20 protein-coding genes are annotated in these 22,864 nt (G+C 59.5%); 18 read left to right on the top strand and 2 right to left on the bottom strand.

The genetic code is table 11. From position 1 onward, the window contains the following. The first annotated feature begins 125 nt into the window (after window positions 1-125). From mdh to K7A42_RS10970, 10 genes are all read left to right on the top strand, one after another. Window positions 126-1,088, top strand: a complete 963-nt coding sequence (gene mdh, locus K7A42_RS10925) for a malate dehydrogenase (RefSeq protein ID WP_004443804.1) — start codon at window positions 126-128, stop codon at window positions 1,086-1,088. Between the two features lie 33 nt (window positions 1,089-1,121). Beyond that, on the top strand, window positions 1,122-2,315 hold the full coding sequence (gene sucC / locus K7A42_RS10930; RefSeq protein WP_004443803.1) for an ADP-forming succinate--CoA ligase subunit beta: 1,194 nt from the start codon (window positions 1,122-1,124) through the stop codon (window positions 2,313-2,315). A gap of 17 nt (window positions 2,316-2,332) precedes the next feature. Beyond that, window positions 2,333-3,235, top strand: coding sequence for a succinate--CoA ligase subunit alpha (sucD, locus tag K7A42_RS10935; RefSeq protein WP_006698231.1), 903 nt, complete (start codon window positions 2,333-2,335; stop codon window positions 3,233-3,235). Between the two features lie 176 nt (window positions 3,236-3,411). After that, on the top strand, window positions 3,412-6,408 hold the full coding sequence (locus K7A42_RS10940; protein ID WP_004443801.1) for a 2-oxoglutarate dehydrogenase E1 component: 2,997 nt from the start codon (window positions 3,412-3,414) through the stop codon (window positions 6,406-6,408). Between the two features lie 54 nt (window positions 6,409-6,462). Further along, the gene (gene odhB, locus K7A42_RS10945; RefSeq protein WP_022556940.1) at window positions 6,463-7,689 is read left to right on the top strand and encodes a 2-oxoglutarate dehydrogenase complex dihydrolipoyllysine-residue succinyltransferase; all 1,227 of its coding nucleotides are present in this window, start codon (window positions 6,463-6,465) and stop codon (window positions 7,687-7,689) included. A 70-nt stretch (window positions 7,690-7,759) separates the two neighbouring features. Further along, window positions 7,760-8,173 carry an MAPEG family protein gene (locus K7A42_RS10950; RefSeq protein ID WP_022556939.1) on the top strand — a complete coding sequence of 138 codons (414 nt, stop codon included), beginning with the start codon at window positions 7,760-7,762 and terminating at the stop codon, window positions 8,171-8,173. A gap of 13 nt (window positions 8,174-8,186) precedes the next feature. Then, on the top strand, window positions 8,187-8,828 hold the full coding sequence (locus K7A42_RS10955) for a LysE family translocator (protein ID WP_282455150.1): 642 nt from the start codon (window positions 8,187-8,189) through the stop codon (window positions 8,826-8,828). A 66-nt stretch (window positions 8,829-8,894) separates the two neighbouring features. Next, window positions 8,895-10,301, top strand: a complete 1,407-nt coding sequence (lpdA, locus tag K7A42_RS10960) for a dihydrolipoyl dehydrogenase (protein WP_282455151.1) — start codon at window positions 8,895-8,897, stop codon at window positions 10,299-10,301. Between the two features lie 127 nt (window positions 10,302-10,428). After that, window positions 10,429-10,929 carry a cytochrome b gene (locus K7A42_RS10965; protein WP_113382044.1) on the top strand — a complete coding sequence of 167 codons (501 nt, stop codon included), beginning with the start codon at window positions 10,429-10,431 and terminating at the stop codon, window positions 10,927-10,929. Window positions 10,930-11,008: 79 nt separating this feature from the next. Continuing rightward, on the top strand, window positions 11,009-11,503 hold the full coding sequence (locus K7A42_RS10970) for a DUF2867 domain-containing protein (protein WP_282455152.1): 495 nt from the start codon (window positions 11,009-11,011) through the stop codon (window positions 11,501-11,503). On the opposite strand, the gene K7A42_RS10975 is transcribed toward K7A42_RS10970, so the two are convergent. Together K7A42_RS10975 and K7A42_RS10980 are read right to left on the bottom strand one after the other, a co-directional pair. Further along, window positions 11,481-12,575, bottom strand: coding sequence for a TraB/GumN family protein (locus K7A42_RS10975; RefSeq protein WP_282455153.1), 1,095 nt, complete (start codon window positions 12,573-12,575; stop codon window positions 11,481-11,483). The genes K7A42_RS10970 and K7A42_RS10975 overlap by 23 nt on opposite strands. Before the next feature lie 80 nt (window positions 12,576-12,655). Beyond that, window positions 12,656-13,603 carry a tyrosine recombinase XerC gene (locus K7A42_RS10980; protein WP_282455154.1) on the bottom strand — a complete coding sequence of 316 codons (948 nt, stop codon included), beginning with the start codon at window positions 13,601-13,603 and terminating at the stop codon, window positions 12,656-12,658. 121 nt (window positions 13,604-13,724) lie between these two features. Between K7A42_RS10980 and K7A42_RS10985 the strand changes: the two genes are divergently transcribed. The 8 genes from K7A42_RS10985 to fdhD all read left to right on the top strand — a co-directional run bounded on the left by K7A42_RS10985 (window position 13,725) and on the right by fdhD (window position 22,853). Continuing rightward, window positions 13,725-15,941, top strand: coding sequence for a primosomal protein N' (locus tag K7A42_RS10985; protein WP_022556933.1), 2,217 nt, complete (start codon window positions 13,725-13,727; stop codon window positions 15,939-15,941). Window positions 15,942-16,022: 81 nt separating this feature from the next. Continuing rightward, complete coding sequence (locus K7A42_RS10990) at window positions 16,023-16,409, top strand: phage infection protein (RefSeq protein ID WP_035210277.1); 387 nt, start codon at window positions 16,023-16,025, stop codon at window positions 16,407-16,409. A gap of 260 nt (window positions 16,410-16,669) precedes the next feature. Beyond that, entirely contained in the window at window positions 16,670-17,236 is a 567-nt protein-coding gene (locus K7A42_RS10995) for a F0F1 ATP synthase subunit delta (RefSeq protein ID WP_004443773.1), read from the top strand. Then, window positions 17,236-18,765: a F0F1 ATP synthase subunit alpha gene (gene atpA / locus K7A42_RS11000; RefSeq protein ID WP_004443771.1), complete on the top strand. Its 1,530-nt coding sequence runs from the start codon at window positions 17,236-17,238 to the stop codon at window positions 18,763-18,765. The genes K7A42_RS10995 and atpA overlap by 1 nt, the downstream gene beginning before the upstream one ends. A gap of 31 nt (window positions 18,766-18,796) precedes the next feature. Further along, window positions 18,797-19,675 (top strand): F0F1 ATP synthase subunit gamma, encoded by an 879-nt coding sequence (locus tag K7A42_RS11005; protein ID WP_004443770.1) that lies wholly within the window; start codon window positions 18,797-18,799, stop codon window positions 19,673-19,675. A 23-nt stretch (window positions 19,676-19,698) separates the two neighbouring features. Next, complete coding sequence (atpD, locus tag K7A42_RS11010) at window positions 19,699-21,153, top strand: F0F1 ATP synthase subunit beta (protein WP_004443768.1); 1,455 nt, start codon at window positions 19,699-19,701, stop codon at window positions 21,151-21,153. A gap of 129 nt (window positions 21,154-21,282) precedes the next feature. Continuing rightward, window positions 21,283-21,693, top strand: coding sequence for a F0F1 ATP synthase subunit epsilon (locus K7A42_RS11015; RefSeq protein ID WP_004443766.1), 411 nt, complete (start codon window positions 21,283-21,285; stop codon window positions 21,691-21,693). 299 nt (window positions 21,694-21,992) lie between these two features. Continuing rightward, on the top strand, window positions 21,993-22,853 hold the full coding sequence (gene fdhD, locus K7A42_RS11020; protein WP_416220904.1) for a formate dehydrogenase accessory sulfurtransferase FdhD: 861 nt from the start codon (window positions 21,993-21,995) through the stop codon (window positions 22,851-22,853). Window positions 22,854-22,864: the final 11 nt, after the last annotated feature.

The following is a 22,864-nucleotide window of genomic DNA, read 5'->3' on the forward strand; positions in this document are numbered from 1 at the left end:
ATTGAAAATACTCAGCAGAAAAGAATCTGTTGCCTATTTTGGCCAATGGGTCTAATCGGAGTGCGACAATTTGGCTGCCGGTTTGGCGCGGTGAAATTGAATTGAAGCTCAAGAGGAAGCATTCGATGGCTCGCAAAAAGATTGCACTTATTGGTTCTGGCATGATCGGCGGCACGCTGGCGCATCTGGCCAGCCTGAAGGAACTGGGCGATATCGTCCTCTTCGATATTGCTGACGGCATCCCGCAGGGCAAGGGCCTGGATATTGCCCAGTCCGGCCCGGTTGAAGGCTTCAATGCAAAGCTCACCGGCGCATCCGATTACGCTGCCATCGAAGGCGCTGACGTGTGCATCGTCACCGCTGGTGTTGCCCGCAAGCCCGGCATGAGCCGCGACGATCTTCTCGGCATCAACCTCAAGGTCATGGAACAGGTCGGCGCCGGCATTAAAAAATACGCGCCGAACGCTTTCGTCATTTGCATCACCAATCCGCTCGACGCCATGGTCTGGGCGCTGCAGAAGTTCTCCGGCCTGCCGAAGAACAAGGTCGTCGGCATGGCCGGCGTTCTCGACAGCGCGCGTTTCCGCCTCTTCCTCGCCGAAGAGTTCAACGTTTCGGTTGAAGACGTCACCGCCTTCGTTCTCGGCGGCCACGGCGACACCATGGTGCCGCTCGCCCGTTACTCCACCGTTGCCGGCGTTCCGCTGACCGATCTCGTAAAGATGGGCTGGCTGACCGCCGAGCGTCTCGAAGAGATCATCCAGCGCACCCGTGACGGCGGCGCCGAAATCGTTGGTCTCTTGAAGACCGGCTCGGCCTATTACGCCCCGGCTGCCTCGGCAATCGAGATGGCTGAATCCTACCTCAAGGACAAGAAGCGCGTTCTGCCCGCCGCTGCCCACCTTTCGGGCCAGTATGGCGTAGACGACATGTATGTCGGCGTTCCCACCATCATCGGTGCAGGCGGTATCGAGCGCATCATCGAGATCGAACTCAACAAGGAAGAAGAGGCTGCCTTCCAGAAGTCCGTCGGCGCTGTCGCTGGTCTCTGCGAAGCCTGCATCAACATCGCTCCGTCGCTGAAGTAACAACTTCAAGCGGTTCCAAACAGGGATTATTCCATGAATATTCACGAATATCAGGCCAAGGCTCTTCTGAAGGGCTACGGCGCGCCGGTTGCTGAAGGCGTTGCCATTCTCAAGGTCGAAGAAGCTGAAGCTGCCGCAAAGCAGCTTCCGGGCCCGCTCTATGTCGTCAAGAGCCAGATCCATGCTGGCGGCCGCGGCAAGGGCAAGTTCAAGGAACTCGGCCCGGACGCCAAGGGCGGCGTTCGTCTGGCCAAGTCCATTGAAGAAGTCGTTTCCCACGCCAAGGACATGCTCGGCAACACGCTGGTAACGGCGCAGACGGGCGATGCCGGCAAGCAGGTCAACCGTCTCTATATCGAAGACGGCGCTGATATCGCTCGCGAACTCTATTGCTCGCTGTTGGTAGACCGTTCGGTCGGCCAGGTTGCCTTCGTGGTTTCCACTGAAGGCGGCATGGACATCGAAGCCGTCGCCCACGACACGCCTGAAAAGATCCACACCATCGCCATCAACCCTGAAAAGGGCGTTTCCGATGCCGACGTTGCTGCGATCTCCAAGGCGCTTGAGCTTGACGGCGTTGCAGCCGAAGATGCCAAGTCGCTCTTCCCGATCCTTTACAAGGCCTTCAGCGAGAAGGACATGGCTCTCCTCGAGATCAACCCGCTGATCGTCATGGAAAATGGCCATCTGCGCGTTCTCGACGCCAAGGTTTCCTTCGACGGCAACGCCATGTTCCGCCATGACGACGTCAAGGCGCTGCGCGACGAGACCGAAGAAGACGCCAAGGAAATCGAAGCCTCCAAGTGGGACCTCGCTTACGTCGCCCTCGACGGCAATATCGGCTGCATGGTCAACGGCGCAGGTCTTGCGATGGCCACCATGGACATCATCAAGCTTTACGGCAAGGAGCCGGCAAACTTCTGCGACGTCGGCGGCGGCGCCGGCAAGGAGAAGGTTGCGGCAGCTTTCAAGATCATCACTGCCGACCCGAAGGTCGAGGGCATCCTCGTCAACATCTTCGGTGGCATCATGAAGTGCGACGTTATCGCCGAGGGCGTTATCGCCGCGGTGAAGGAAGTCGGTCTGCAGGTTCCGCTCGTTGTTCGCCTTGAAGGCACCAATGTCGAACTTGGCAAGAAGCTTCTGAACGAATCGGGCCTTGCGATTACGGCTGCTGACGATCTGGACGACGCAGCCAAGAAGATCGTCGCGGCGATCAACGGCTAATTGAGGGACCGGAAATAATGTCTATTCTCGTTAATAAAGACACCAAGATCCTCGTTCAGGGTCTGACCGGCAAGACCGGTACCTTCCACACCGAACAGGCGCTTGCCTATTACGGCACGCAGATGGTCGGCGGCATTCATCCGAAGAAGGGTGGCGAAACCTGGACCGGTTCCAAGGGCGAAACCCTGCCGATCTTCGCAACGGTTGCCGAAGCCAAGGAAAAGACCGGTGCAGATGCATCCGTGATCTATGTTCCGCCGGCAGGTGCAGCAGACGCGATCATCGAAGCCATCGATGCGGAAATTCCGTTCATCACCTGCATCACCGAAGGCATCCCGGTCATGGACATGGTCCGCGTCAAGGCTCGCCTCGACCGTTCGAAGTCCCGCCTGCTCGGCCCGAACTGCCCCGGCATCCTGACGCCGGAAGAATGCAAGATCGGCATCATGCCGGGCTCCATTTTCCGCAAGGGTTCGGTCGGTATCGTATCGCGCTCCGGCACGCTGACCTATGAAGCCGTGTTCCAGACGTCCAACGAAGGCCTCGGCCAGACGACGGCTGTCGGCATCGGCGGCGACCCGGTCAAGGGCACCGAGTTCATCGACGTCTTGGAAATGTTCCTCGCTGACGACGCCACGCAGTCGATCATCATGATCGGCGAAATTGGCGGTTCGGCTGAAGAAGATGCGGCGCAGTTCCTGATCGACGAAGCCAAGAAGGGCCGCAAGAAGCCGATGGCCGGCTTCATCGCGGGTCGTACGGCTCCGAAGGGCCGCACCATGGGCCACGCCGGTGCTGTCGTTTCCGGCGGCAAGGGCGATGCGGAATCCAAGATCGCTGCCATGGAAGCAGCGGGCATCAAGGTTTCGCCTTCCCCGGCGCGCCTCGGCAAGACGCTGGTTGAAGTCCTCAAGGGCTGAGACCACATGAAACCGGTAACGGGCGGCGCGGCTTCAAGCTCGCGCTGCCCGATGCCGCAAGAAGACAAACAGACGGCATACCGCCCCGGCGGCAGACAGCAATAATCAAAGCGGCAGGCCGGTCGAACGGCCCTAACGGCATCGAGGAGGCGGACGGACAAGTCCGCAAGAACACAATGGCAAGGCAAGAAGCGAACGAGCAGTTTCAGATCACGTCGTTTCTGGACGGCGCGAATGCAGCCTATATCGAGCAGCTCTATGCCCGGTACGAAGAGGACCCCTCTTCCGTGTCGCCGGAGTGGCAGAGCTTCTTCAAGGCACTGTCCGATAATCCGGAAGATGTGAAGAAGGCGGCCAAGGGCGCCTCCTGGAAGCGTGCCAACTGGCCGATCCCGGCAAATGGCGACCTGGTTTCCGCACTTGATGGCAACTGGGCCACGGTCGAAAAGGCCATCGAAAAGAAGGTTCAGGCAAAGGCTGAGGCCAAGAGCGCCGATACCGGCAAGCCGGTCAGCGAAGCCGAAGTGCTGCAGGCGACCCGTGACAGCGTTCGCGCCATCATGATGATCCGCGCCTACCGCATGCGCGGCCACCTGCATGCAAAGCTCGATCCGCTCGGTATTGCCGTTGCCGTCGAGGACTATAACGAGCTTTCGCCGAAGTCCTACGGCTTTGAAGAAAGCGATTACGACCGCAAGATTTTCATCGATAACGTGCTCGGCCTCGAATATGCGACCGTGCGCGAGATGATCGATATCCTGGAGCGCACCTATTGCTCCACTATCGGCGTCGAATTCATGCACATGTCCAGCCCGGAAGAGAAGGCCTGGATTCAGGAGCGCATCGAAGGTCCGGACAAGGGCGTTGCTTTCACGGCCGAAGGCAAGAAGGCCATTCTGTCAAAGCTGGTCGAAGCCGAAGGTTATGAGCAGTTCCTCGACGTGCGCTTCAAGGGCACCAAGCGTTTCGGCCTCGATGGCGGTGAATCGCTGATCCCGGCGCTCGAGCAGATCATCAAGCGCGGCGGCCAGGAAGGTCTCGAAGAAGTCGTTCTCGGCATGGCCCACCGCGGCCGCCTGAACGTTCTGACCAACGTCATGGGCAAGCCGCACCGCGCCGTATTCCACGAGTTCAAGGGTGGTTCGTTCAAGCCAGACGACGTCGAAGGTTCGGGTGACGTGAAGTATCACCTCGGTGCCTCCTCGGACCGCGAGTTCGACGGCAACAAGGTGCACCTGTCGCTGACGGCCAACCCGTCGCATCTTGAAATCGTCAACCCTGTCGTCATGGGCAAGGCCCGTGCCAAGCAGGACCAGCTGGCCAAGGTGTGGGAAGGCGATGTCATTCCGCTTTCCGAGCGCGCCAAGGTTCTGCCGCTGCTTCTGCACGGCGATGCCGCTTTTGCGGGCCAGGGCGTGGTTGCTGAAATTCTCGGCCTCTCCGGCCTGCGCGGTCACCGCGTTGCCGGTACCATGCACTTCATCATCAACAACCAGATCGGCTTTACGACGAACCCGGCCTTCTCCCGTTCGTCGCCCTATCCGTCCGACGTCGCCAAGATGATCGAAGCGCCGATCTTCCACGTCAACGGTGACGATCCGGAAGCTGTGACCTATGCGGCCAAGGTTGCCACCGAATACCGCATGAAGTTCCACAAGCCCGTCGTCGTGGACATGTTCTGCTACCGCCGCTTCGGCCACAACGAAGGCGATGAGCCGGCGTTCACGCAGCCGAAGATGTACAAGGTCATCCGCGGCCACAAGACCGTCGCGCGCATCTATGCCGACCGTCTGATCGCCGAAGGCCTGCTCAGCGAAGGCGAATTCGAAAAGATGAAGGCCGACTGGCGCGCCCATCTCGAGCAGGAATTCGAGGCGGGGCAGTCCTACAAGCCGAACAAGGCCGACTGGCTGGACGGTCAGTGGTCCGGCCTGCGTGCCGCCGACAATGCGGATGAGCAGCGTCGCGGCAAGACCGGCGTGCCGATGAAGCAGCTGAAGGAAATCGGCAAGAAACTGTCGACCATTCCCGAGGGTTTCAACGCCCACCGAACGATCCAGCGTTTCATGGAAAACCGCTCGCAAATGGTCGAAACCGGCGAAGGCATCGATTGGGCGATGGCGGAAGCGCTTGCTTTCGGTTCGCTCGCCGTCGAAGGCCACAAGATCCGCCTCTCCGGTCAGGATTGCGAACGCGGCACCTTCTCGCAGCGCCATTCGGTTCTCTACGATCAGGAAACTGAAGAGCGTTACATCCCGCTCGCAAACCTCGCGCCGACGCAGGCCCGTTACGAAGTCATCAACTCGATGCTTTCGGAAGAAGCCGTGCTTGGTTTCGAATATGGTTACTCGCTCGCCCGTCCGAATGCGCTGACGCTCTGGGAAGCCCAGTTCGGCGACTTCGCCAACGGCGCACAGGTGGTGTTCGACCAGTTCATCTCGTCGGGTGAACGCAAGTGGCTGCGCATGTCCGGTCTGGTCTGCCTTCTGCCGCATGGTTACGAAGGCCAGGGTCCGGAACATTCGTCCGCCCGTCTGGAGCGCTGGCTGCAGATGTGCGCGGAAGACAACATGCAGGTTGCCAACTGCACGACGCCGGCAAACTATTTCCACATCCTGCGCCGCCAGGTGAAGCGCGACTTCCGCAAGCCGCTGATCCTGATGACGCCGAAGTCGCTGCTGCGTCACAAGCGCGCCACCTCTTCGCTGGCCGAGCTTGCAGGCGAGTCCTCCTTCCACCGTCTCCTGTGGGACGATGCTGAAGTCATCAAGGACGGCCCGATCAAGCTGCAGAAGGATTCGAAAATCCGCCGTGTCGTCATGTGCACGGGCAAGGTCTATTATGATCTGCTGGAAGAACGTGAGAAGCGCGGCATCGACGATATCTATCTGCTGCGTATCGAACAGCTCTATCCGTTCCCGGCCAAGGCGCTCATCAACGAGCTGTCGCGCTTCCGCAATGCGGAGATGGTCTGGTGCCAGGAAGAGCCGAAGAACATGGGTGCGTGGTCGTTTATCGACCCTTACCTGGAATGGGTCCTGGCGCATATCGACGCCAAGTACCAGAAGGTCCGTTACACGGGCCGTCCGGCTGCCGCCTCTCCGGCGACCGGCCTGATGTCCAAGCATCTGGCGCAGCTTGCTGCGTTCCTGGAAGACGCGCTGGGAGAGTGAGAACTCTCCCGCACCGCCCCGCAAAAAAAGACACCTGAATAACGGAACTAGATCATGGCCACTGAAATCCGCGTACCAACCCTCGGCGAATCCGTCAGCGAAGCGACCGTCGGCACCTGGTTCAAGAAGGTCGGCGACACCGTCAAGGCCGACGAACCTCTGGTTGAACTGGAAACCGACAAGGTTACCGTCGAAGTCCCGGCGCCTGCCTCTGGCGTTCTGACTGAAATCGTTGCGCAGAACGGCGAGACCGTTGGGCTCGACGCGCTTCTCGGCCAGATCGCCGAAGGTGCTGCCGGCGCTGCGACCTCCGCACCGGCTGCCGAACCGGCAAAGCCTGCTGCTGCCGCGGCCGCCGCTCCGGCCCCCGCTGCTTCCGCCGCCAGCGCCATGCCGCCGGCACCTGCCGCTGGCAAGCTGCTTGCTGAAAACAACTTGTCTGCCGATCAGGTCGACGGTTCCGGCAAGCGTGGCCAGGTGCTCAAGGGCGATGTGCTCGCTGCTGTCGCCAAGGGCGTTTCGGCTCCGGCCGCTCCGGCTCCTGCTGCTGCACCGCGTCCGGTTTCCGCCGAACAGGATCAGGTTCGCGAAGAGCGTGTGAAGATGACGCGCCTGCGTCAGACCATCGCCAAGCGCCTCAAGGACGCGCAGAACACCGCCGCCATGCTCACCACTTACAACGAAGTGGACATGAGCGCGGTTATGGACCTGCGTAACCGTTACAAGGACGTGTTCGAGAAAAAGCATGGCGTCAAGCTCGGCTTCATGGGCTTCTTCACTAAGGCCGTGACCCACGCGCTGAAGGAACTGCCTGCCGTCAACGCCGAAATCGACGGCACTGACATCATCTACAAGAACTATTGTCACGTCGGCATGGCTGTCGGCACGGACAAGGGTCTTGTCGTTCCCGTCATCCGCGATGCCGACCAGCTTTCCATCGCTGGCGTCGAAAAGGAACTCGGTCGCCTCGCCAAGGCAGCGCGCGACGGTTCGCTCGGCATGGCAGACATGCAGGGCGGCACCTTCACCATCACCAATGGCGGTGTCTACGGTTCGCTGATGTCTTCGCCCATCCTCAATGCACCGCAGTCGGGCATTCTCGGCATGCACAAGATCCAGGAGCGTCCGGTCGCCATCGGCGGTCAGGTCGTCATCCGTCCGATGATGTATCTTGCACTCTCCTACGATCACCGTATCGTTGACGGCAAGGAAGCCGTGACCTTCCTCGTTCGCGTCAAGGAAAGCCTCGAGGATCCGGAACGTCTGGTTCTTGATCTCTAATCGCTCTTGCTTTTCGTTTCAGCGGGGCTTCAAGTGAAGCCCCGCTGAAAGACTAACAGGGAGAGCAGACGTGCAGCCGACATTTCTAGCCGCTTCGCCTTTTTTGCCGCTTGTCGGTCTGAGCGTTCTTCTCCTCGTCGTGCACGTCATGTTGCAGGGGATGACGGCGACCAAGGAATTCGGGCTTGAATGGAATGCCGGCCCGAGGGATGGCAGCCGAGAGCCGAAGGGCAGGCTTTCCGGCCGTGCCTCACGCGCGTCTGCGAATTTCCGGGAAACATATCCGGCTTTTCTGGCGCTCGCTTTCGGGGTCATCATGGCGGGTGATCCTGCCGGTCTGGCGCTCACTGGCGCCTGGATCTGGCTGATCTGCCGGGTGATCTACATTCCGCTCTATCTGGCGGGCATCCCCTATATACGGTCTTTCGTCTGGCTGGGGTCGATGCTCGGGCTGGCGCTCATGTTTGTCGTGCTGATGTTCTGAAGGCTGCTTTACGATGCATCAATATCTCATCGAACTTGCATCCCTGATGGCGATTTTCTCCTTCGCGATCGTGTCGCCTGGCGCCGATCTCGCCATGGTCATGCGCCAGGCGATGGTACACGGACGCAAGCAGGCCATCATCACCAGCTTCGGCGTGGGAACATCGCTAATGTTCCACGTCACCTATACGATCCTCGGCCTTGGCCTCATCATTTCCCAGTCGATCTATCTCTTCAACATCGTCAAATGGCTCGGCGTTGCTTATCTGATTTATATCGGGATCAAGGCGTTGCGCGCCGGCAAGACCGAATTGCCCGCCGCTGAAGCTGAAGGCGTTCAGACGAAAAGCAGCCAGACGGCGCTCAAGGCTTTCACGCTCGGTTTCGCCGCCAATGCGCTCAATCCCAAGCCGGTGTTTTTCTTCCTGTCGATATTTTCGACGGTGGTTCACGCCCACACGCCGGTGGCCGTCAAATTCGGATACGGTTTCGTCATGGCAAGCTGCCTCATCCTTTGGTTCGTTGGCGTCAGCCTGTTCATGACGACACCACGGATGCGCGCCGCGTTTCAGCGCGCCAGCCAATGGATCGACCGCACCAGCGGGGTGGTTTTCATCGCCCTCGGTATAAAACTCGCAACGGAAAAAGCGGCCTGAGTTTCAGGTCAAATGGAAGCTGGGCAATGATCCGATATCTTGCCCCTATAAAGCAGGAACCAGAACATGGCATATGATGTAGTTGTAATCGGCACCGGCCCCGGCGGTTATGTTTGCGCGGTCAAGGCGGCGCAGCTGGGCCTCAAGGTCGCTGTCATCGAAAAGCGCGCGACCTATGGCGGCACCTGCCTCAATGTCGGCTGCATTCCCTCCAAGGCGCTGCTGCACGCGTCCGAAACCTTCGCGCATGTTGCCCATGGTGTCGACTCGCTCGGCATCGAAGTTCCAGCGCCCAAGCTGAACCTTGAAAAGATGATGGGTCACAAGGACGGCGTGGTGAAGGCCAATGTCGATGGCGTTTCCTTCCTGTTCAAGAAGAACAAGATCGATGCTTTCCAGGGCACCGGCAAGGTTGTGTCGGCCGGCAAGGTTTCCGTCACCAACGACAAGGGCGAGACACAGGAAATCGAAGCAAAGAATATCGTCATTGCCACGGGTTCTGACGTTGCCGGCATTCCGGGTGTTCAGGTTGATATCGATGAAAGCGTCATCGTGTCCTCCACCGGCGCAATCGCTCTCTCCAAGGTTCCGGAAAAGCTGATCGTTGTCGGCGGCGGCGTCATCGGCCTTGAACTCGGTTCGGTCTGGTCGCGTCTCGGCGCCAAGGTTACCGTCGTCGAATATCTCGACAACATTCTCGGCGGCATGGATGCCGAAGTTTCCAAGCAGGCGCAGCGTCTGCTCGCCAAGCAGGGCCTCGATTTCAAGCTCGGCGCAAAGGTAACGGCTGTTGAAAAAACCGCTGCCGGCGCCAAGGTCGTGTTCGAGCCGGTCAAGGGCGGCGCTGCCGAAACGCTGGAAGCAAACGTCGTGCTGATCTCCACCGGCCGCAAGCCCTACACCGAAGGTCTCGGCCTTGCCGAAGCTGGTGTCGTGCTCGACAGCCGTGGCCGCGTTGAAATCGACGGCCACTACAAGACCAATGTCGATGGCATCTATGCGATCGGCGACGTGGTGAAGGGCCCGATGCTGGCGCACAAAGCGGAAGACGAGGGTGTTGCGCTTGCGGAAATCCTTGCCGGCCAGCGCGGTCACGTGAATTACGACGTCATTCCGGCAGTCGTTTACACGCAGCCGGAAGTGGCTTCCGTCGGCAAGACCGAAGAGGAACTCAAGGCCGCCGGCGTCGCTTACAAGGTTGGCAAGTTCCCCTTCACCGCCAATGGCCGCGCCCGCGCCATGCAGGTGACGGATGGTTTCGTGAAGATCCTTGCCGACAAGGAAACCGACCGGGTTCTCGGCGGTCACATTGTCGGCTTCGGCGCTGGCGAAATGATCCACGAGATCACCGTACTGATGGAATTTGGCGGTTCCTCGGAAGATCTCGGCCGCACCTGCCATGCGCACCCGACCATGTCGGAAGCCGTGAAGGAAGCGGCGCTGGCAACGTTCTTCAAGCCGATCCACATGTGATCGGCGTTTGAGCCCGACGCTCGAATATTAAATTTCCGTCATCTGCTGAACCCCGGCTTGCCATGCAGGCCGGGGTTTCTCATACTCGCGCTAAAGCCTGTCTAACCTTCTGATAAAAGGCAATAAAATGGCGCATTCCACTCAAGTTTCCTTCTCCATTCCGCAGCGTGTCATCCATTGGACAATGGCGCTTCTGATTTTCTTCAACCTCTTGTTTCCCGATGCCATGGCCCATGCCTACCGGCTGATGCGGCGGGGTGAAACACTGACGCCAGATCAGATTTCTTCTGCCAATATCCATGCCTATGTCGGCTTCGCCGTGCTGTTTCTTGCGGTACTGCGCTTCTGTCTGCGGCTGATCCAGGGCGTTCCGCCACATCCGCCTGAGGAGCCGCGTGTCGCGCAGATTGCCGCCAAGGTGGCGCATTTTACGCTTTACGCGCTGTTCTTCATCCTGCCACTCTCCGGCATCGCCGCCTATTACTTTGGGGTGAGCGCGGCAGGGGAGCTACACTCCGGCCCGTTTAAGGTGCTGATGTGGGTTTTGATCGCGGGCCATGTCGCGGCTGTCCTTGTTCATCAGTTCTATTGGCGCACCAATCTCCTCCGGCGCATGACACACGGCTGAGCGGCGGTTTGTCACGTTCCCCCTGCCGCGTAAAAACGGCATGTTTCCCTTGCTGCAAAGGAGCGGCTGGGGATCAAAGATGCCAAATATTGAAGATATATTGCCAGGTGCCGATTGGTACGATTGCTTTCAGGGTGAATTGACAACACCGGTAACGTCATCGCTCGATGTGAGCAGGCTTTTTCTGGAGCATCCTCCGACGTGGATCAGCGGCCTCATGTCGCTTCGAAACGGTATCGTTTCGATGGTCGGTTTAAAAACGGTCGAGCTGGCGGCGGGCAGTTCTGCGGGCGGGTTCCCGGTCATCACCTCGACGCCAGAGCGAACAGTCCTCGGCTTTGATGACCGCCACCTCGATTTTCGCATCGTCATCGATCTCGAAGATGCGGCAGACCGCCAGCTGGCGAGCGTCACCACCATCGTCAGGCGCAAGAACCTGTTCGGTCGGTTTTATCTTCTTCTCGTTGGTCCGTTTCACCGCCGTATCGTGCCTGCGACGATGCGACCGTTCTGCGCCTCTATCCGGCCCGTCGAAACAGGAACTGTTCCGGTCACTCAACCCGCGTCAGCGTGAAGCCTTTCGCGCGCAGCAGTTCCACGAGGCCTCCTTCGCCCGCCAGGTGCAGCGCGCCGACGGCCATGAAGACATTACCCTTGGCAAGCTCATTGGTGGAGCGGTCCGCCATCACATGGTTGCGATCGGTGATGATGCGCTGTTCGAAAGCGGCGTAGCCCTTATCGTTGTCGGCGGCCTTCTTGGGATCCAGACTTTTCAGCATCGGCATGGTCATGCCGATGTCGCCCGCGACGTAAAGATCGGTCATGGTCGTCATCACGTCATCCATGCGGTCGCCAAGCTCAAGCGTTTCGATAAGCGCCTGCAGATGAAATTCCATCGGCAGTTCGGACATGGCGGTCAGTTGTTCGACCATTGTCTCCAGCCCGACGAGGCGCTTTCCGTTCGCAACCGCATCTTCGGCAAGCTTCTTGTCGAGAAAGGAAAGGCCCGTTGCCTTGCGGGCAAACTCGCAGGCGGGAAGGGCAACGAAGCTCGAGAGCATCCAGGGCTTCATGCGCGACACGGCATTGAGTGGAATGCCGCGCTCCTTCAGGCCCTTTTCGAGGCGCGCGACATTGTCGGGCGGCAGGATGTCGGTGATCGATTTTCCGTCCAGAAACATGGTGAGTTCGGGCTTGCCCAGCAGGGATGCCGCTATTTTCTTGTCATCAAGGATCTCGTCCGATTCCACGATGACAGTCGCTGCCTTCTCAAAGGCGGGGCTGGCGGCGGCCGGCATCTCCAGAACGCGCGGATCGGTCACATGCATGGTGCCGAGAAGATAGGATGGGGCCGTACCTGTCTTTTCGATGCGCCAGAAATTGCCCTTGCCGTTCGGGATCGCTGCCGCTTCCTGTTCGATCTTGGCGAAGGCTTCAGGATCGGTCTTGCGCATGTCAACGAGAATGTCGCTGCCCGCGCAGGTGATCGTCTGCTCGGCGGCTTCCGCTTCACTGAGTGACAGCAAGGTCATGAGCAGGATGGCAACGGCGGTGACATGCAGGGCGGCCAGCAGCCAGAGCAGCGCGTCGCCGGTCTTGCCCATCAGGGTGGCGGTGAGATTTTGAGGCTTTATCAGGCTGTGCATCGGTCCAATCCGGTTCTTTTTCGCTTATAGAACGGGGGTTTGGACGTCTGGTTAATGCCTATGGTTAACCATTTCCTGCATCATGCGCGTGGGTGAGCGTTGTCGTAGATCTCCAACAGTCTCGCCGTATCGACGCCGGTATAGACCTGTGTGGTGGAGAGGCTGGCATGGCCCAGCAGTTCCTGAATGGTGCGCAGATCCCCACCGCCGGCCAGAAGATGGGTGGCGAAGGAATGGCGCAACGCATGCGGGGTGGCGTTTTCCGGCAGGCCGAAAGCGCCGCGCAGCTTCTGCATTTCACGCTGGATGATGGCAGGCTGAAGCTTGCCGCCGCGTGCCCCGAGGAACATCGGTTCGTCCGCCGACATGGCATAGGGGCAGAGCTTTTTGTATGTATCGACCGCTTCCGTCACCACTGCGAGCAGCGGCACGATCCGCGTCTTGTTGCCCTTGCCGGTGATGCGCAGGCTGCGCACGCCGGGTGGGAAATCGGCGGGAGTAAGACCCAGTGCCTCGGAAATGCGCAGGCCACAGCCGTAAAGCAGCGACATGACCGCAGCGTTGCGGGCGGCAATCCAGGGTTCTTCGTTCAACTGTGCCTCGGCCGTGGTGATCTTCAGCGCCTGACGGTCGGTCAGCGGCTTCGGCAGCGATTTCGGCTGTTTTGGCGCGCGCATTGCGGTGGCGCCGGCCGCATTGACGAGTCCCTTTTTCTGCAGGTGGTGCAGTAGCGAGCGCAGGCCCGCCAGATGCCGCCCAAGCGACCGCGCGCCGGCGCCCTCCTTGCGTCTATTGGCCAGAAAGGCGCGAAGATCAACGGGGCGCAGATCGGCAATATCGCTTATGGAGGCTGGTTTGCCGATGTAGCCGGTCAGGAACGTCAGGAACTGACGCGTATCGCGCTCATAGGCCTCGACGGTGTTGTCGGAGAGGCGGCGCTCGCCTGCAAGCGCCGTCAGCCAGGCTTGGCGCTCGGCGAGCAGGTCGGGTTCGGCAAATGTCAGGATTTCGGTCACGCGGCGCTCCATTCCACAATTCGAAACTATGCGCTTATGGTCAGCATTTGGTTAAGAGGTGGACTTTGCGGGACGCGGCCACTACATCCGGGCGGTTTCCTTTTTCCTGTCGCCGGGGCATGGTCGCCACATCATGGCAAAAGATTCGTCCGATCTGTTTGGGGCTCTGTTCGACCCGCCGTCGCCCACGCGCACGGTGCCCGTTCTTGTGCCCATGCCGGCGCCCGGGCCCTATAGCTACGCCGTGCCTGAAGATATGGTGGTGGAAACTGGTTCCGTCGTTCAGGTGCCGCTTGGCCCCCGGCAGGTGTTCGGCGTGGTGTGGGACGAAACCGGAGAGAAAGCTGTCGATCCGAAGAAGTTGCGGCCCATTACCAAGAGTTTCGAGTGCCCGCCCATGAAGACGGAAATGCGCCGCTTCGTGGACTGGGTCGCCGCCTATACGCTTTCTCCGCCCGGCCTCGTGGCACGCATGGCGTTGCGTGCGCCCGCCGCTTTCGATCCCGAACCGATGATCGAGGGGCTGCGGCTGACCGAAGGTAGGCCGGAGCGCCTGACTCCCGCCCGCGAACGGGTGATGGAGCTGGCGGCCGAAGGGCACGGCTGGACGAAGAGCGGGCTTGCCCACGCTGCAGGTGTTTCGACAAGCGTCATCGACGGGCTTGTCAAACAGGGCGTGTTCGAGACGATATTCCTGCCCGCGCCGCCAGTGGTGCCCGAGCCTGACCCCGATTATGTCGAGCCGCGTCTGGAAGGCCCGCAGAGACAGGCGGCATCGGAGATTCTCGAGGATGTGCGCAAGGGCGGTTTTCACGTCTCGCTCATCGATGGCGTGACCGGCTCCGGCAAGACCGAGGTCTATTTCGAGGCCGTGGCCGAGACGCTCAGGCAAGGCAAGCAGGTCCTCATCCTGCTGCCCGAAATCGCGTTGACGGCGGCGTTTCTGGAGCGTTTCCAGGATCGTTTCGGCGCGAAACCGGCCGAATGGCATTCGGACCTGTCGCCGCGGATGCGCGAAAAGGTCTGGCGGCAGGCGGTGACCGGCGAGGTGAAGGTGGTGGCTGGGGCACGTTCGGCGCTTTTCCTGCCGTTCGACAATCTTGGTCTCATCATTGTCGATGAAGAGCACGACCCCGCTTACAAGCAGGAAGATCGTGTCTTCTATAATGCCCGCGACATGGCGGTGGTGAGGGCGCGTATCGCCGAATTCCCCGTCGTGCTGGTTTCGGCCACGCCTTCGGTGGAAAGCCAGGTGAACGGCAGTTCGGGGCGTTACAACACCATTCACCTGCATACGCGTTTCGGCGATGCGGCAATGCCCGATCTGCATCTTGTCGATATGCGCCGTCACCCGCCAGAGCGGGGAGGGTTTCTGTCACCTGTCCTGCTGCGCGGAATCGGCAAGACCATCGAGAAGGGCGAGCAGGCGCTGCTGTTCCTTAATCGACGCGGTTATGCGCCGCTGACGCTGTGCCGCGTCTGCGGCCATCGTTTTCAGTGCCCACAATGTTCCAGCTGGCTGGTGGAGCATCGTTTCCGCAATCAGTTGCAGTGCCATCAGTGCGGCCATAATGAGCCGACGCCCGACCATTGCCCGGAATGCGGCACCTTCGATCATCTCGTGGCCTGCGGGCCGGGGGTTGAGCGCATCGCCGAAGAGGTGGAGAAACATTTCCCCGATGCCCGCACCATCGTGCTCTCTTCCGATCTCATGGGCGTCAAGCGGTTGCGGTTGGAGCTGGAGGCGATCGTCAAAGGCGAGGCGGATATCGTCATCGGCACGCAGCTCGTCGCCAAGGGGCATAATTTCCCGCTGATGACGCTCGTTGGCATCGTCGATGCCGATCTCGGCCTGGCCAATGGCGACCCGCGTGCGGCGGAGCGAACCTTCCAGCTGCTTTCGCAGGTGACGGGTCGCGCCGGACGGACGGGGCGCAAGAGTCATGGCCTGCTCCAGACCTATCAGCCGCAGCATCCGGTTATGCAGGCGATCGTCTCCGGTGACGCCTCGGCTTTTTACGAGAGGGAAATCGTGGAGCGCGAAAAGGCTGTCCTGCCGCCCTTCGGACGGCTTGCCTCGATCATCGTCTCAGCCGATACGCGCGCAGAGGCGGAGACACATGCGCGTGGATTGCGGGCTGCGGCCCCGCAGGTAACCGGCATCATGCTGCTTGGCCCGGCGGAAGCGCCGCTCGCGCTCATCCGCGGCCGCCATCGCTTCCGGTTGCTGGTGCACGGGCGACGCAACTCCGACATGCAATCGTTCCTGCGAACGCTTCTGGCAAATGGCCCTAAAGAGCGCGGCAGCGTGCATGTTCAGCTGGATATCGATCCGCAAAGTTTCCTTTGAACTTTAGCAAAGAAGGGCTTTTTCCTGCTGTCATGACCGTGTCATAAGGCCAGCGGGAAACAGAATGATTTGGGGAACGATATGGAGTTTTATTTTCCGACCGAGTTCGGCGAACAATTGGCCTTCGGCGCGGCGGTGGTATCAGCCATCATCGGGCTGTTTTTCATGTTCGCACCCGGCTTGACGCTTCGCGCTTTCGGTCTGCTGCCCGCCGGCGAACGCCGGGATGGCTATGCGCTGGTGCGCTCGTCGCTTGCCGGCTTTTATCTGGGCCTCGGCGCCGCCGCCCTGCTTCTCGCTCAGCCCATGGTCTATCTCGCCTTCGGTGCGGCATTCGGCCTCAGCGTGTTCGGCGGGATACTCTCCATCCTCTCGGATGGTGGCGCAAGCATGCGGAATCTCTTACTTCTGGTTGTGCACTTTCTGCTCGCCGCACTCTCGTTGAGCTACGTGTTCGGGCTGGTGTGAAGCCGGGTTTTTGCCTTTTGTGCCGCACAGGCACCGCATCCTGAGCGAAATCGGAAAATTTAACGCATTCCCCCTTGCCCAAACGGCGCTTTCCGCTATTACGCGTGTTGCGAGTCCCGGCATCCTATGCTAGACGGACCGCGAAATTGGGAAAAGGCAGGGGGGAATTCCGGTCTTTTTCGGGGAAATTGAAACGATTTCAAGAATTTGATGCGGTGGAGCCCCATCGCTGATGGTCTTGGACGATTAGCAGGGAAAAAGTGCCCGTGGCAGAGACCTCCCAGGGAACATCCGGTGTAGCGGAAAGGTATGCGTCGTCGCTTTTCGAGCTTGCTTTGGAAGCGGGTACGGTCGAAGCGGTTCAGGCCGAACTGGACAAGTTTGGCGCACTTCTCGACGAAAGTGACGATTTGAAGCGTCTGGTTGCGAGCCCGGTGTTCTCCGCCGAGGACCAGTTCAAGGCAATCACCGCTATCTGCGAAAAGGCCGGCATCACCGGTCTTGCGCTGAATTTCCTCAAGGTTGTTGCGAATAACCGCCGTCTCTTCGCCGTTCCCGGCATGATCCGCGCCTACCGCACCATTGCTGCCGCCCACCGCGGCGAAATTACCGCCGAGGTCACCTCGGCACATGCGCTCGACGAGGCGCAGGAAACTGAACTGAAGGCGGCGCTGAAGAGCGTTACCGGCAAGGATGTGGCGGTTTCCGTTACCGTCGATCCCTCGATCCTCGGTGGTCTGATCGTCAAGGTCGGCTCCCGCCAGATCGATACGTCTCTTCGCACCAAACTTTCCACCCTTAAGCTTGCACTGAAAGAGGTTGGCTGATGGATATCCGCGCCGCGGAAATTTCCGCAATTCTGAAAGATCAAATCAAAAATTTCGGCAACGAGGCGGAAGTCTCGGAAGTCGGCCAGGTGCTTTCCGTCGGTGACGGTATTGCTCGCGTTTACGGTCTCGACAATGTTCAGGCTGGTGAAATGGTCGAGTTTCCGGGCGGCATCCGCGGCATGGCGCTCAACCTCGAAGCCGACAATGTCGGTGTGGTTATCTTCGGTTCCGACCGTGACATCAAGGAAGGCGACACCGTAAAGCGGACTGGCGCTATCGTTGACGTTCCCGTTGGTCCGGAACTGCTGGGCCGCGTCGTTGACGCGCTCGGTAACCCGATCGACGGCAAGGGCCCGATCAACGCCGCCAAGCGTTCGCGCGTTGACGTCAAGGCTCCCGGCATTATTCCGCGCAAGTCGGTTCACGAGCCGATGTCGACCGGCCTCAAGGCCATCGATGCGCTCATCCCGGTTGGTCGCGGCCAGCGCGAGCTTGTCATCGGCGACCGCCAGACCGGCAAGACCGCAATCATTCTCGACACGATCCTGAACCAGAAGGCCATTCACGACAATGGTCCTGACGGCGACAAGCTTTATTGCGTCTACGTCGCTATCGGTCAGAAGCGTTCGACCGTCGCCCAGTTCGTGAAGGTTCTGGAAGAGCGCGGCGCGCTGCAGTACTCGATCATCGTTGCTGCGACCGCTTCCGATCCGGCTCCGATGCAGTACCTGGCACCGTTTGCCGGTTGCGCCATGGGCGAATACTTCCGCGACAACGGCAAGCACGCCCTCATCGGTTACGACGACCTTTCCAAGCAGGCCGTTGCTTACCGTCAGATGTCGCTTCTGCTGCGCCGTCCTCCGGGCCGCGAAGCTTATCCGGGCGACGTTTTCTACCTCCACTCCCGTCTTCTCGAGCGCGCTGCAAAGCTCTCCGACGAAATGGGCGCCGGCTCGCTGACAGCTCTGCCTGTCATCGAAACCCAGGGTAACGACGTTTCGGCCTTTATTCCGACCAACGTGATCTCGATCACCGACGGCCAGATCTTCCTTGAAACCGACCTGTTCTATCAGGGTATCCGTCCGGCTGTTAACGTCGGTCTGTCGGTTTCCCGCGTTGGCTCTGCCGCCCAGATCAAGGCGATGAAGCAGGTTGCCGGCTCGATCAAGGGTGAACTCGCCCAGTATCGCGAAATGGCCGCCTTCGCCCAGTTCGGTTCGGACCTCGATGCCTCGACGCAGCGCCTGCTGAACCGCGGTGCACGCCTGACCGAACTTCTGAAGCAGCCGCAGTTCTCGCCGCTCAAGACGGAAGAACAGGTTGCGGTGATCTTCGCCGGCGTCAACGGTTACCTCGACAAGGTTCCGGTCGCACAGGTCGGCAAGTTCGAGCAGGGTCTGCTCTCCTACCTCCGGTCGGAAGGCAAGGCGATCCTCGACACCATCCGCACGGAAAAGGCTATCAGCGACGATACCAAGGGCAAGCTCAAGGGCGCTCTTGATAGTTTCGCCAAGTCTTTCTCTTAAATCAGGGCTCTTTTACTCGGACGGATAACGGATGCCTTCACTAAAGGATCTGAAAAACCGCATTGCCTCCGTAAAGGCGACGCAGAAGATTACCAAGGCGATGAAAATGGTCGCCGCGGCGAAGCTTCGGCGCGCCCAGGAAGCTGCGGAGGCCGCCCGGCCTTATTCTCAGCGCATGAGCGCCGTTCTTGCCAACATCGCGAATGCGGTCGAGGCGGACGTTGCTCCGGCGCTGATGACCGGCACCGGCAAGAACGACGTGCATCTGCTCGTCGTCTGCACGGCTGAGCGTGGTCTTTGCGGCGGTTTCAACTCGCAAATCGCCCGTTTTGCCCGCGATCACGCCCGCAAGCTGATTTCGGAAGGCAAGACGGTCAAGATCATTACGGTCGGCAAGAAGGGTTACGACGCCCTGCGTCGCGAATTTGCAGCCAACATCATCGAGCGCATCGAGCTGCGCGACGTGAAGAAGGTTGGTTTCGAAAATGCCGACCAGATCGCCAAGAAGGTGATCTCGCTCTTCAACGCCGGTGAGTTCGATGTCTGCACGCTGATCTATTCGGAATTCAAGTCCGTCATCAGCCAGATCCCGACCGGCCTGCAGCTCATTCCGGCCGCAACGCCTGTTGTGGAAGAGGATGCAGCAACGCAGAACGCTGTCTATGAATATGAGCCGGATGCGGCTTCTATTCTGGAAGACCTTATTCCGCGCAACATTTCGGTTCAGGTTTTTCGGGCTCTGCTCGAAAACGTTGCCGGTGAAATGGGCGCCAAGATGAGCGCGATGGATAACGCAACGCGCAATGCCGGTGAGATGATCAACAAGCTGACGCTGTCCTACAACCGTCAGCGTCAGGCTCAGATCACCAAGGAACTCATTGAAATCATTTCGGGCGCGGAAGCGCTCTGAGGTAAGGAAAGAGGGTAAGGATAATGGCTAAGGCAGCTACCCCCAAGAAAACCGCAGCGGTGAACGGCGCGGGCAAGGTTACCCAGGTTATCGGCGCTGTTGTCGACGTGGCGTTCGAAGGCGAACTGCCTCCGATCCTGAACGCGCTCGAAACCGAGAACAACGGCAACCGCCTGGTTCTGGAAGTCGCGCAGCACCTCGGTGAAAACGTCGTTCGTACGATCGCCATGGACTCGACCGAAGGTCTGGTCCGCGGTCAGAGCGTTTCGAACACCGGCGCTCCGATCTCCGTTCCGGTTGGCCCGGAAACGCTCGGCCGTATCATGAACGTCATCGGCGAGCCGGTTGACGAAGCTGGTCCGATCGTGACCGCTTCCAAGCGCGCCATCCATCAGGACGCTCCTGCTTACGTCGAACAGTCGACCGAAGCACAGATTCTCGTCACCGGCATCAAGGTCGTCGACCTTCTGGCTCCTTACGCCAAGGGTGGTAAGATCGGCCTGTTCGGCGGCGCCGGCGTTGGCAAGACCGTTCTCATCATGGAACTCATCAACAACGTTGCCAAGGCACACGGCGGTTACTCGGTATTCGCCGGCGTTGGTGAGCGTACCCGTGAAGGTAACGACCTCTACCACGAAATGATCGAATCGAACGTCAACAAGCTCGGTGGTGGCGAAGGCTCCAAGGCTGCGCTGGTTTACGGCCAGATGAACGAACCGCCGGGCGCCCGCGCTCGCGTCGCTCTGACCGGTCTGACGATCGCTGAAAACTTCCGTGACGAAGGCCAGGACGTTCTGTTCTTCGTGGACAACATCTTCCGCTTCACGCAGGCTGGTTCGGAAGTGTCGGCTCTGCTCGGCCGTATTCCTTCGGCTGTGGGTTATCAGCCGACGCTGGCAACCGACATGGGCCAGATGCAGGAACGCATCACCACCACGACCAAGGGTTCGATCACCTCGGTTCAGGCCATTTACGTCCCCGCCGACGACTTGACCGACCCGGCTCCTGCTACCTCGTTCGCCCACCTGGACGCCACGACGGTTCTGTCGCGCTCGATCGCTGAAAAGGGCATCTACCCGGCTGTTGACCCGCTCGACTCCACCTCGCGCATGCTCGACCCGATGATCGTCGGCGAAGAACACTATGAAGTGGCTCGTAAGGTTCAGTCGACCCTGCAGCGCTACAAGGCTCTTCAGGACATCATCGCCATCCTCGGCATGGACGAACTGTCGGAAGAAGACAAGCTGACGGTTGCCCGCGCCCGCAAGATCGAGCGCTTCCTGTCGCAGCCGTTCTTCGTTGCCGAAGTCTTCACCGGTTCGCCGGGCAAGCTCGTTGCGCTCGAAGACACGATCAAGGGCTTCAAGGGCTTGGTCAATGGTGAATATGACAGCCTGCCGGAAGCTGCCTTCTACATGGTCGGTTCGATGGAAGAAGCCATTGAAAAGGCCAAGAAGCTGGCTGCCGAAGCTGCCTGATCATGAATTGGCGGGCGCGTGGTTCAGCCGCGCGCCTTGCCGACAATGGTGGCGAAACCGATAAGGCTTTGTCGGCGTTGTAACAGACAAGTCCGTGACGCCCGCGTAATTGAAAAGAAGTGAATAGCCATGGCTGACAGTTTCAAATTCGATCTCGTTTCCCCGGAGCGTCTGCTCGTTTCCGAAACGGTTACGGAAGTCGTCATCCCGGCCACGCTGGGTGAAATGACCGTTCTGGCCAACCATGCGCCGACGATGACCACGATCAAGCCGGGTTTGGTCACGGTGAAGTTCGCTTCTGGTGAAACGCATAAATATGTCGTCTTCGGTGGCTTCGCCGATATTCTCCCGACGGGCTGCACGCTTCTTGCCGAATCCGCTGTTTCGGCCGATGACATGTCTCCCGACACGTTGCAGCGTCGCATCGATGCGGCCAAGGCCGAAATCGAAGAAGGCAATCATCACCACGAGCATCTGACCAAGCTTGAAAAGCACCTTTACGAACTGACGAACCTGCATGAGGTTCTCGTCGCTGCTTGAAAGCACCGGGCGGGTTCGAAAGAATGACTGCCCACAAAAAATCCGAACCAGAAAGCGGCCGTCTCGGTCGCTTTTTTGTTTTGACCTGCTGCTTAACGGGTCAGCGAGTACGATTGCTTTCGTCCTCCTCAGCGTGCCCACATAAGCTTCAAAATCACGTTGACCGGGTTGCATCAATTATTCGCCTACGGAACATGAGTCTAGCAAAGGCGCGCTTCAACGATTGTGTTTCAACCGGGCAGCCTCGGAAACCGATTCCGATTTTCAGAGCTTTCGGTTAGATGTGATATCCCGAAGAAATGCTGCTCGGGTGCGCAACACGAAGCAGATTTGGTGATGGAGGAGTGGTCGGCGTGTCGGCAAAAGCGAGCTACAGAGGGGTCGCGAGAACCGCGTTGCGGTCAGGGACCCTGATCGAGGGCGATAGAGCGGTGCCCGAGGAAGTGCCGGTTGCTTTTTCCTATGGTGGCAGCACCCATGCCGTGATGATGGCCAGCCCCGCAGATCTTGTCGATTTTGCAGTCGGATTTAGTCTGACGGAAGGCATCATATCCACACGGGCGGAAATCCGGTCAATCGAGGTGATCGAGGCGGGGCAGGGCTTCGACGTTCAGGTGGATTTGCAGGATGCCAATGCGGATACGCTCAGGGCGAGACGGCGGCATATGGCAGGCCCTGTCGGCTGCGGTCTTTGTGGCATCGAATCGATAGAACAGGCGGTCCGAGTGGTCCCGGTCCTGAGCGGCTCTGAACTCTCCGTCGACGGGGCCGACATTGTTGCTGCGATGAAAGCACTGAATGAAGCGCAAAGCCTTAATCGCGAAACGAGAGCGGTTCACGGCGCGGGTTTCTACAATCCTCAAAAGGGGCTGCTTGCTGTTCGTGAAGACGTCGGTCGCCATAATGCGCTCGACAAGCTTGCAGGTGCAGTTGTCAATGCAGGCCTACCGCCGAATGGGGGCATTGTGGTTGTGACCAGCCGCCTGTCGGTAGAAATGGTCCAAAAGACCGCCATTCTTGGCAGTCCCATTCTGGCGGCGATTTCTGCACCCACTGCGCTCGCCATCGAAACCGCTGAAAGCTCGGGTATCACCCTTGTCGCACTCGTGCGGGGTGAAGATTTTGAGATCTTCACCAGGGCGGATCGTATCATTTTATGACGTAGAGGCCG

The organism is Agrobacterium sp. InxBP2 (genome assembly GCF_026191755.1).
GTDB classification, from domain to species: Bacteria; Pseudomonadota; Alphaproteobacteria; order Rhizobiales; family Rhizobiaceae; genus Agrobacterium; species Agrobacterium pusense.

Bases quoted from the DNA above. Each gene is read 5' to 3' on its own strand.
- mdh (WP_004443804.1), top strand. From the start codon at position 126: ATGGCTCGCAAAAAGATTGCACTTATTGGTTCTGGCATGATCGGCGGC.
- K7A42_RS10990 (WP_035210277.1), top strand. From the start codon at position 16,023: ATGGAGTTTTATTTTCCGACCGAGTTCGGCGAACAATTGGCCTTCGGC.
- K7A42_RS11015 (WP_004443766.1), top strand. From the start codon at position 21,283: ATGGCTGACAGTTTCAAATTCGATCTCGTTTCCCCGGAGCGTCTGCTC.
- sucD (WP_006698231.1), top strand. From the start codon at position 2,333: ATGTCTATTCTCGTTAATAAAGACACCAAGATCCTCGTTCAGGGTCTG.
- atpD (WP_004443768.1), top strand. From the start codon at position 19,699: ATGGCTAAGGCAGCTACCCCCAAGAAAACCGCAGCGGTGAACGGCGCG.
- K7A42_RS11005 (WP_004443770.1), top strand. From the start codon at position 18,797: ATGCCTTCACTAAAGGATCTGAAAAACCGCATTGCCTCCGTAAAGGCG.
- K7A42_RS10970 (WP_282455152.1), top strand. From the start codon at position 11,009: ATGCCAAATATTGAAGATATATTGCCAGGTGCCGATTGGTACGATTGC.
- lpdA (WP_282455151.1), top strand. From the start codon at position 8,895: ATGGCATATGATGTAGTTGTAATCGGCACCGGCCCCGGCGGTTATGTT.
- atpA (WP_004443771.1), top strand. From the start codon at position 17,236: ATGGATATCCGCGCCGCGGAAATTTCCGCAATTCTGAAAGATCAAATC.
- K7A42_RS10975 (WP_282455153.1), bottom strand. From the start codon at position 12,575: ATGCACAGCCTGATAAAGCCTCAAAATCTCACCGCCACCCTGATGGGC.
- fdhD (WP_416220904.1), top strand. From the start codon at position 21,993: ATGCTGCTCGGGTGCGCAACACGAAGCAGATTTGGTGATGGAGGAGTG.
- K7A42_RS10940 (WP_004443801.1), top strand. From the start codon at position 3,412: ATGGCAAGGCAAGAAGCGAACGAGCAGTTTCAGATCACGTCGTTTCTG.
- K7A42_RS10985 (WP_022556933.1), top strand. From the start codon at position 13,725: ATGGCAAAAGATTCGTCCGATCTGTTTGGGGCTCTGTTCGACCCGCCG.
- K7A42_RS10955 (WP_282455150.1), top strand. From the start codon at position 8,187: ATGCATCAATATCTCATCGAACTTGCATCCCTGATGGCGATTTTCTCC.
- sucC (WP_004443803.1), top strand. From the start codon at position 1,122: ATGAATATTCACGAATATCAGGCCAAGGCTCTTCTGAAGGGCTACGGC.
- K7A42_RS10965 (WP_113382044.1), top strand. From the start codon at position 10,429: ATGGCGCATTCCACTCAAGTTTCCTTCTCCATTCCGCAGCGTGTCATC.
- odhB (WP_022556940.1), top strand. From the start codon at position 6,463: ATGGCCACTGAAATCCGCGTACCAACCCTCGGCGAATCCGTCAGCGAA.
- K7A42_RS10980 (WP_282455154.1), bottom strand. From the start codon at position 13,603: ATGGAGCGCCGCGTGACCGAAATCCTGACATTTGCCGAACCCGACCTG.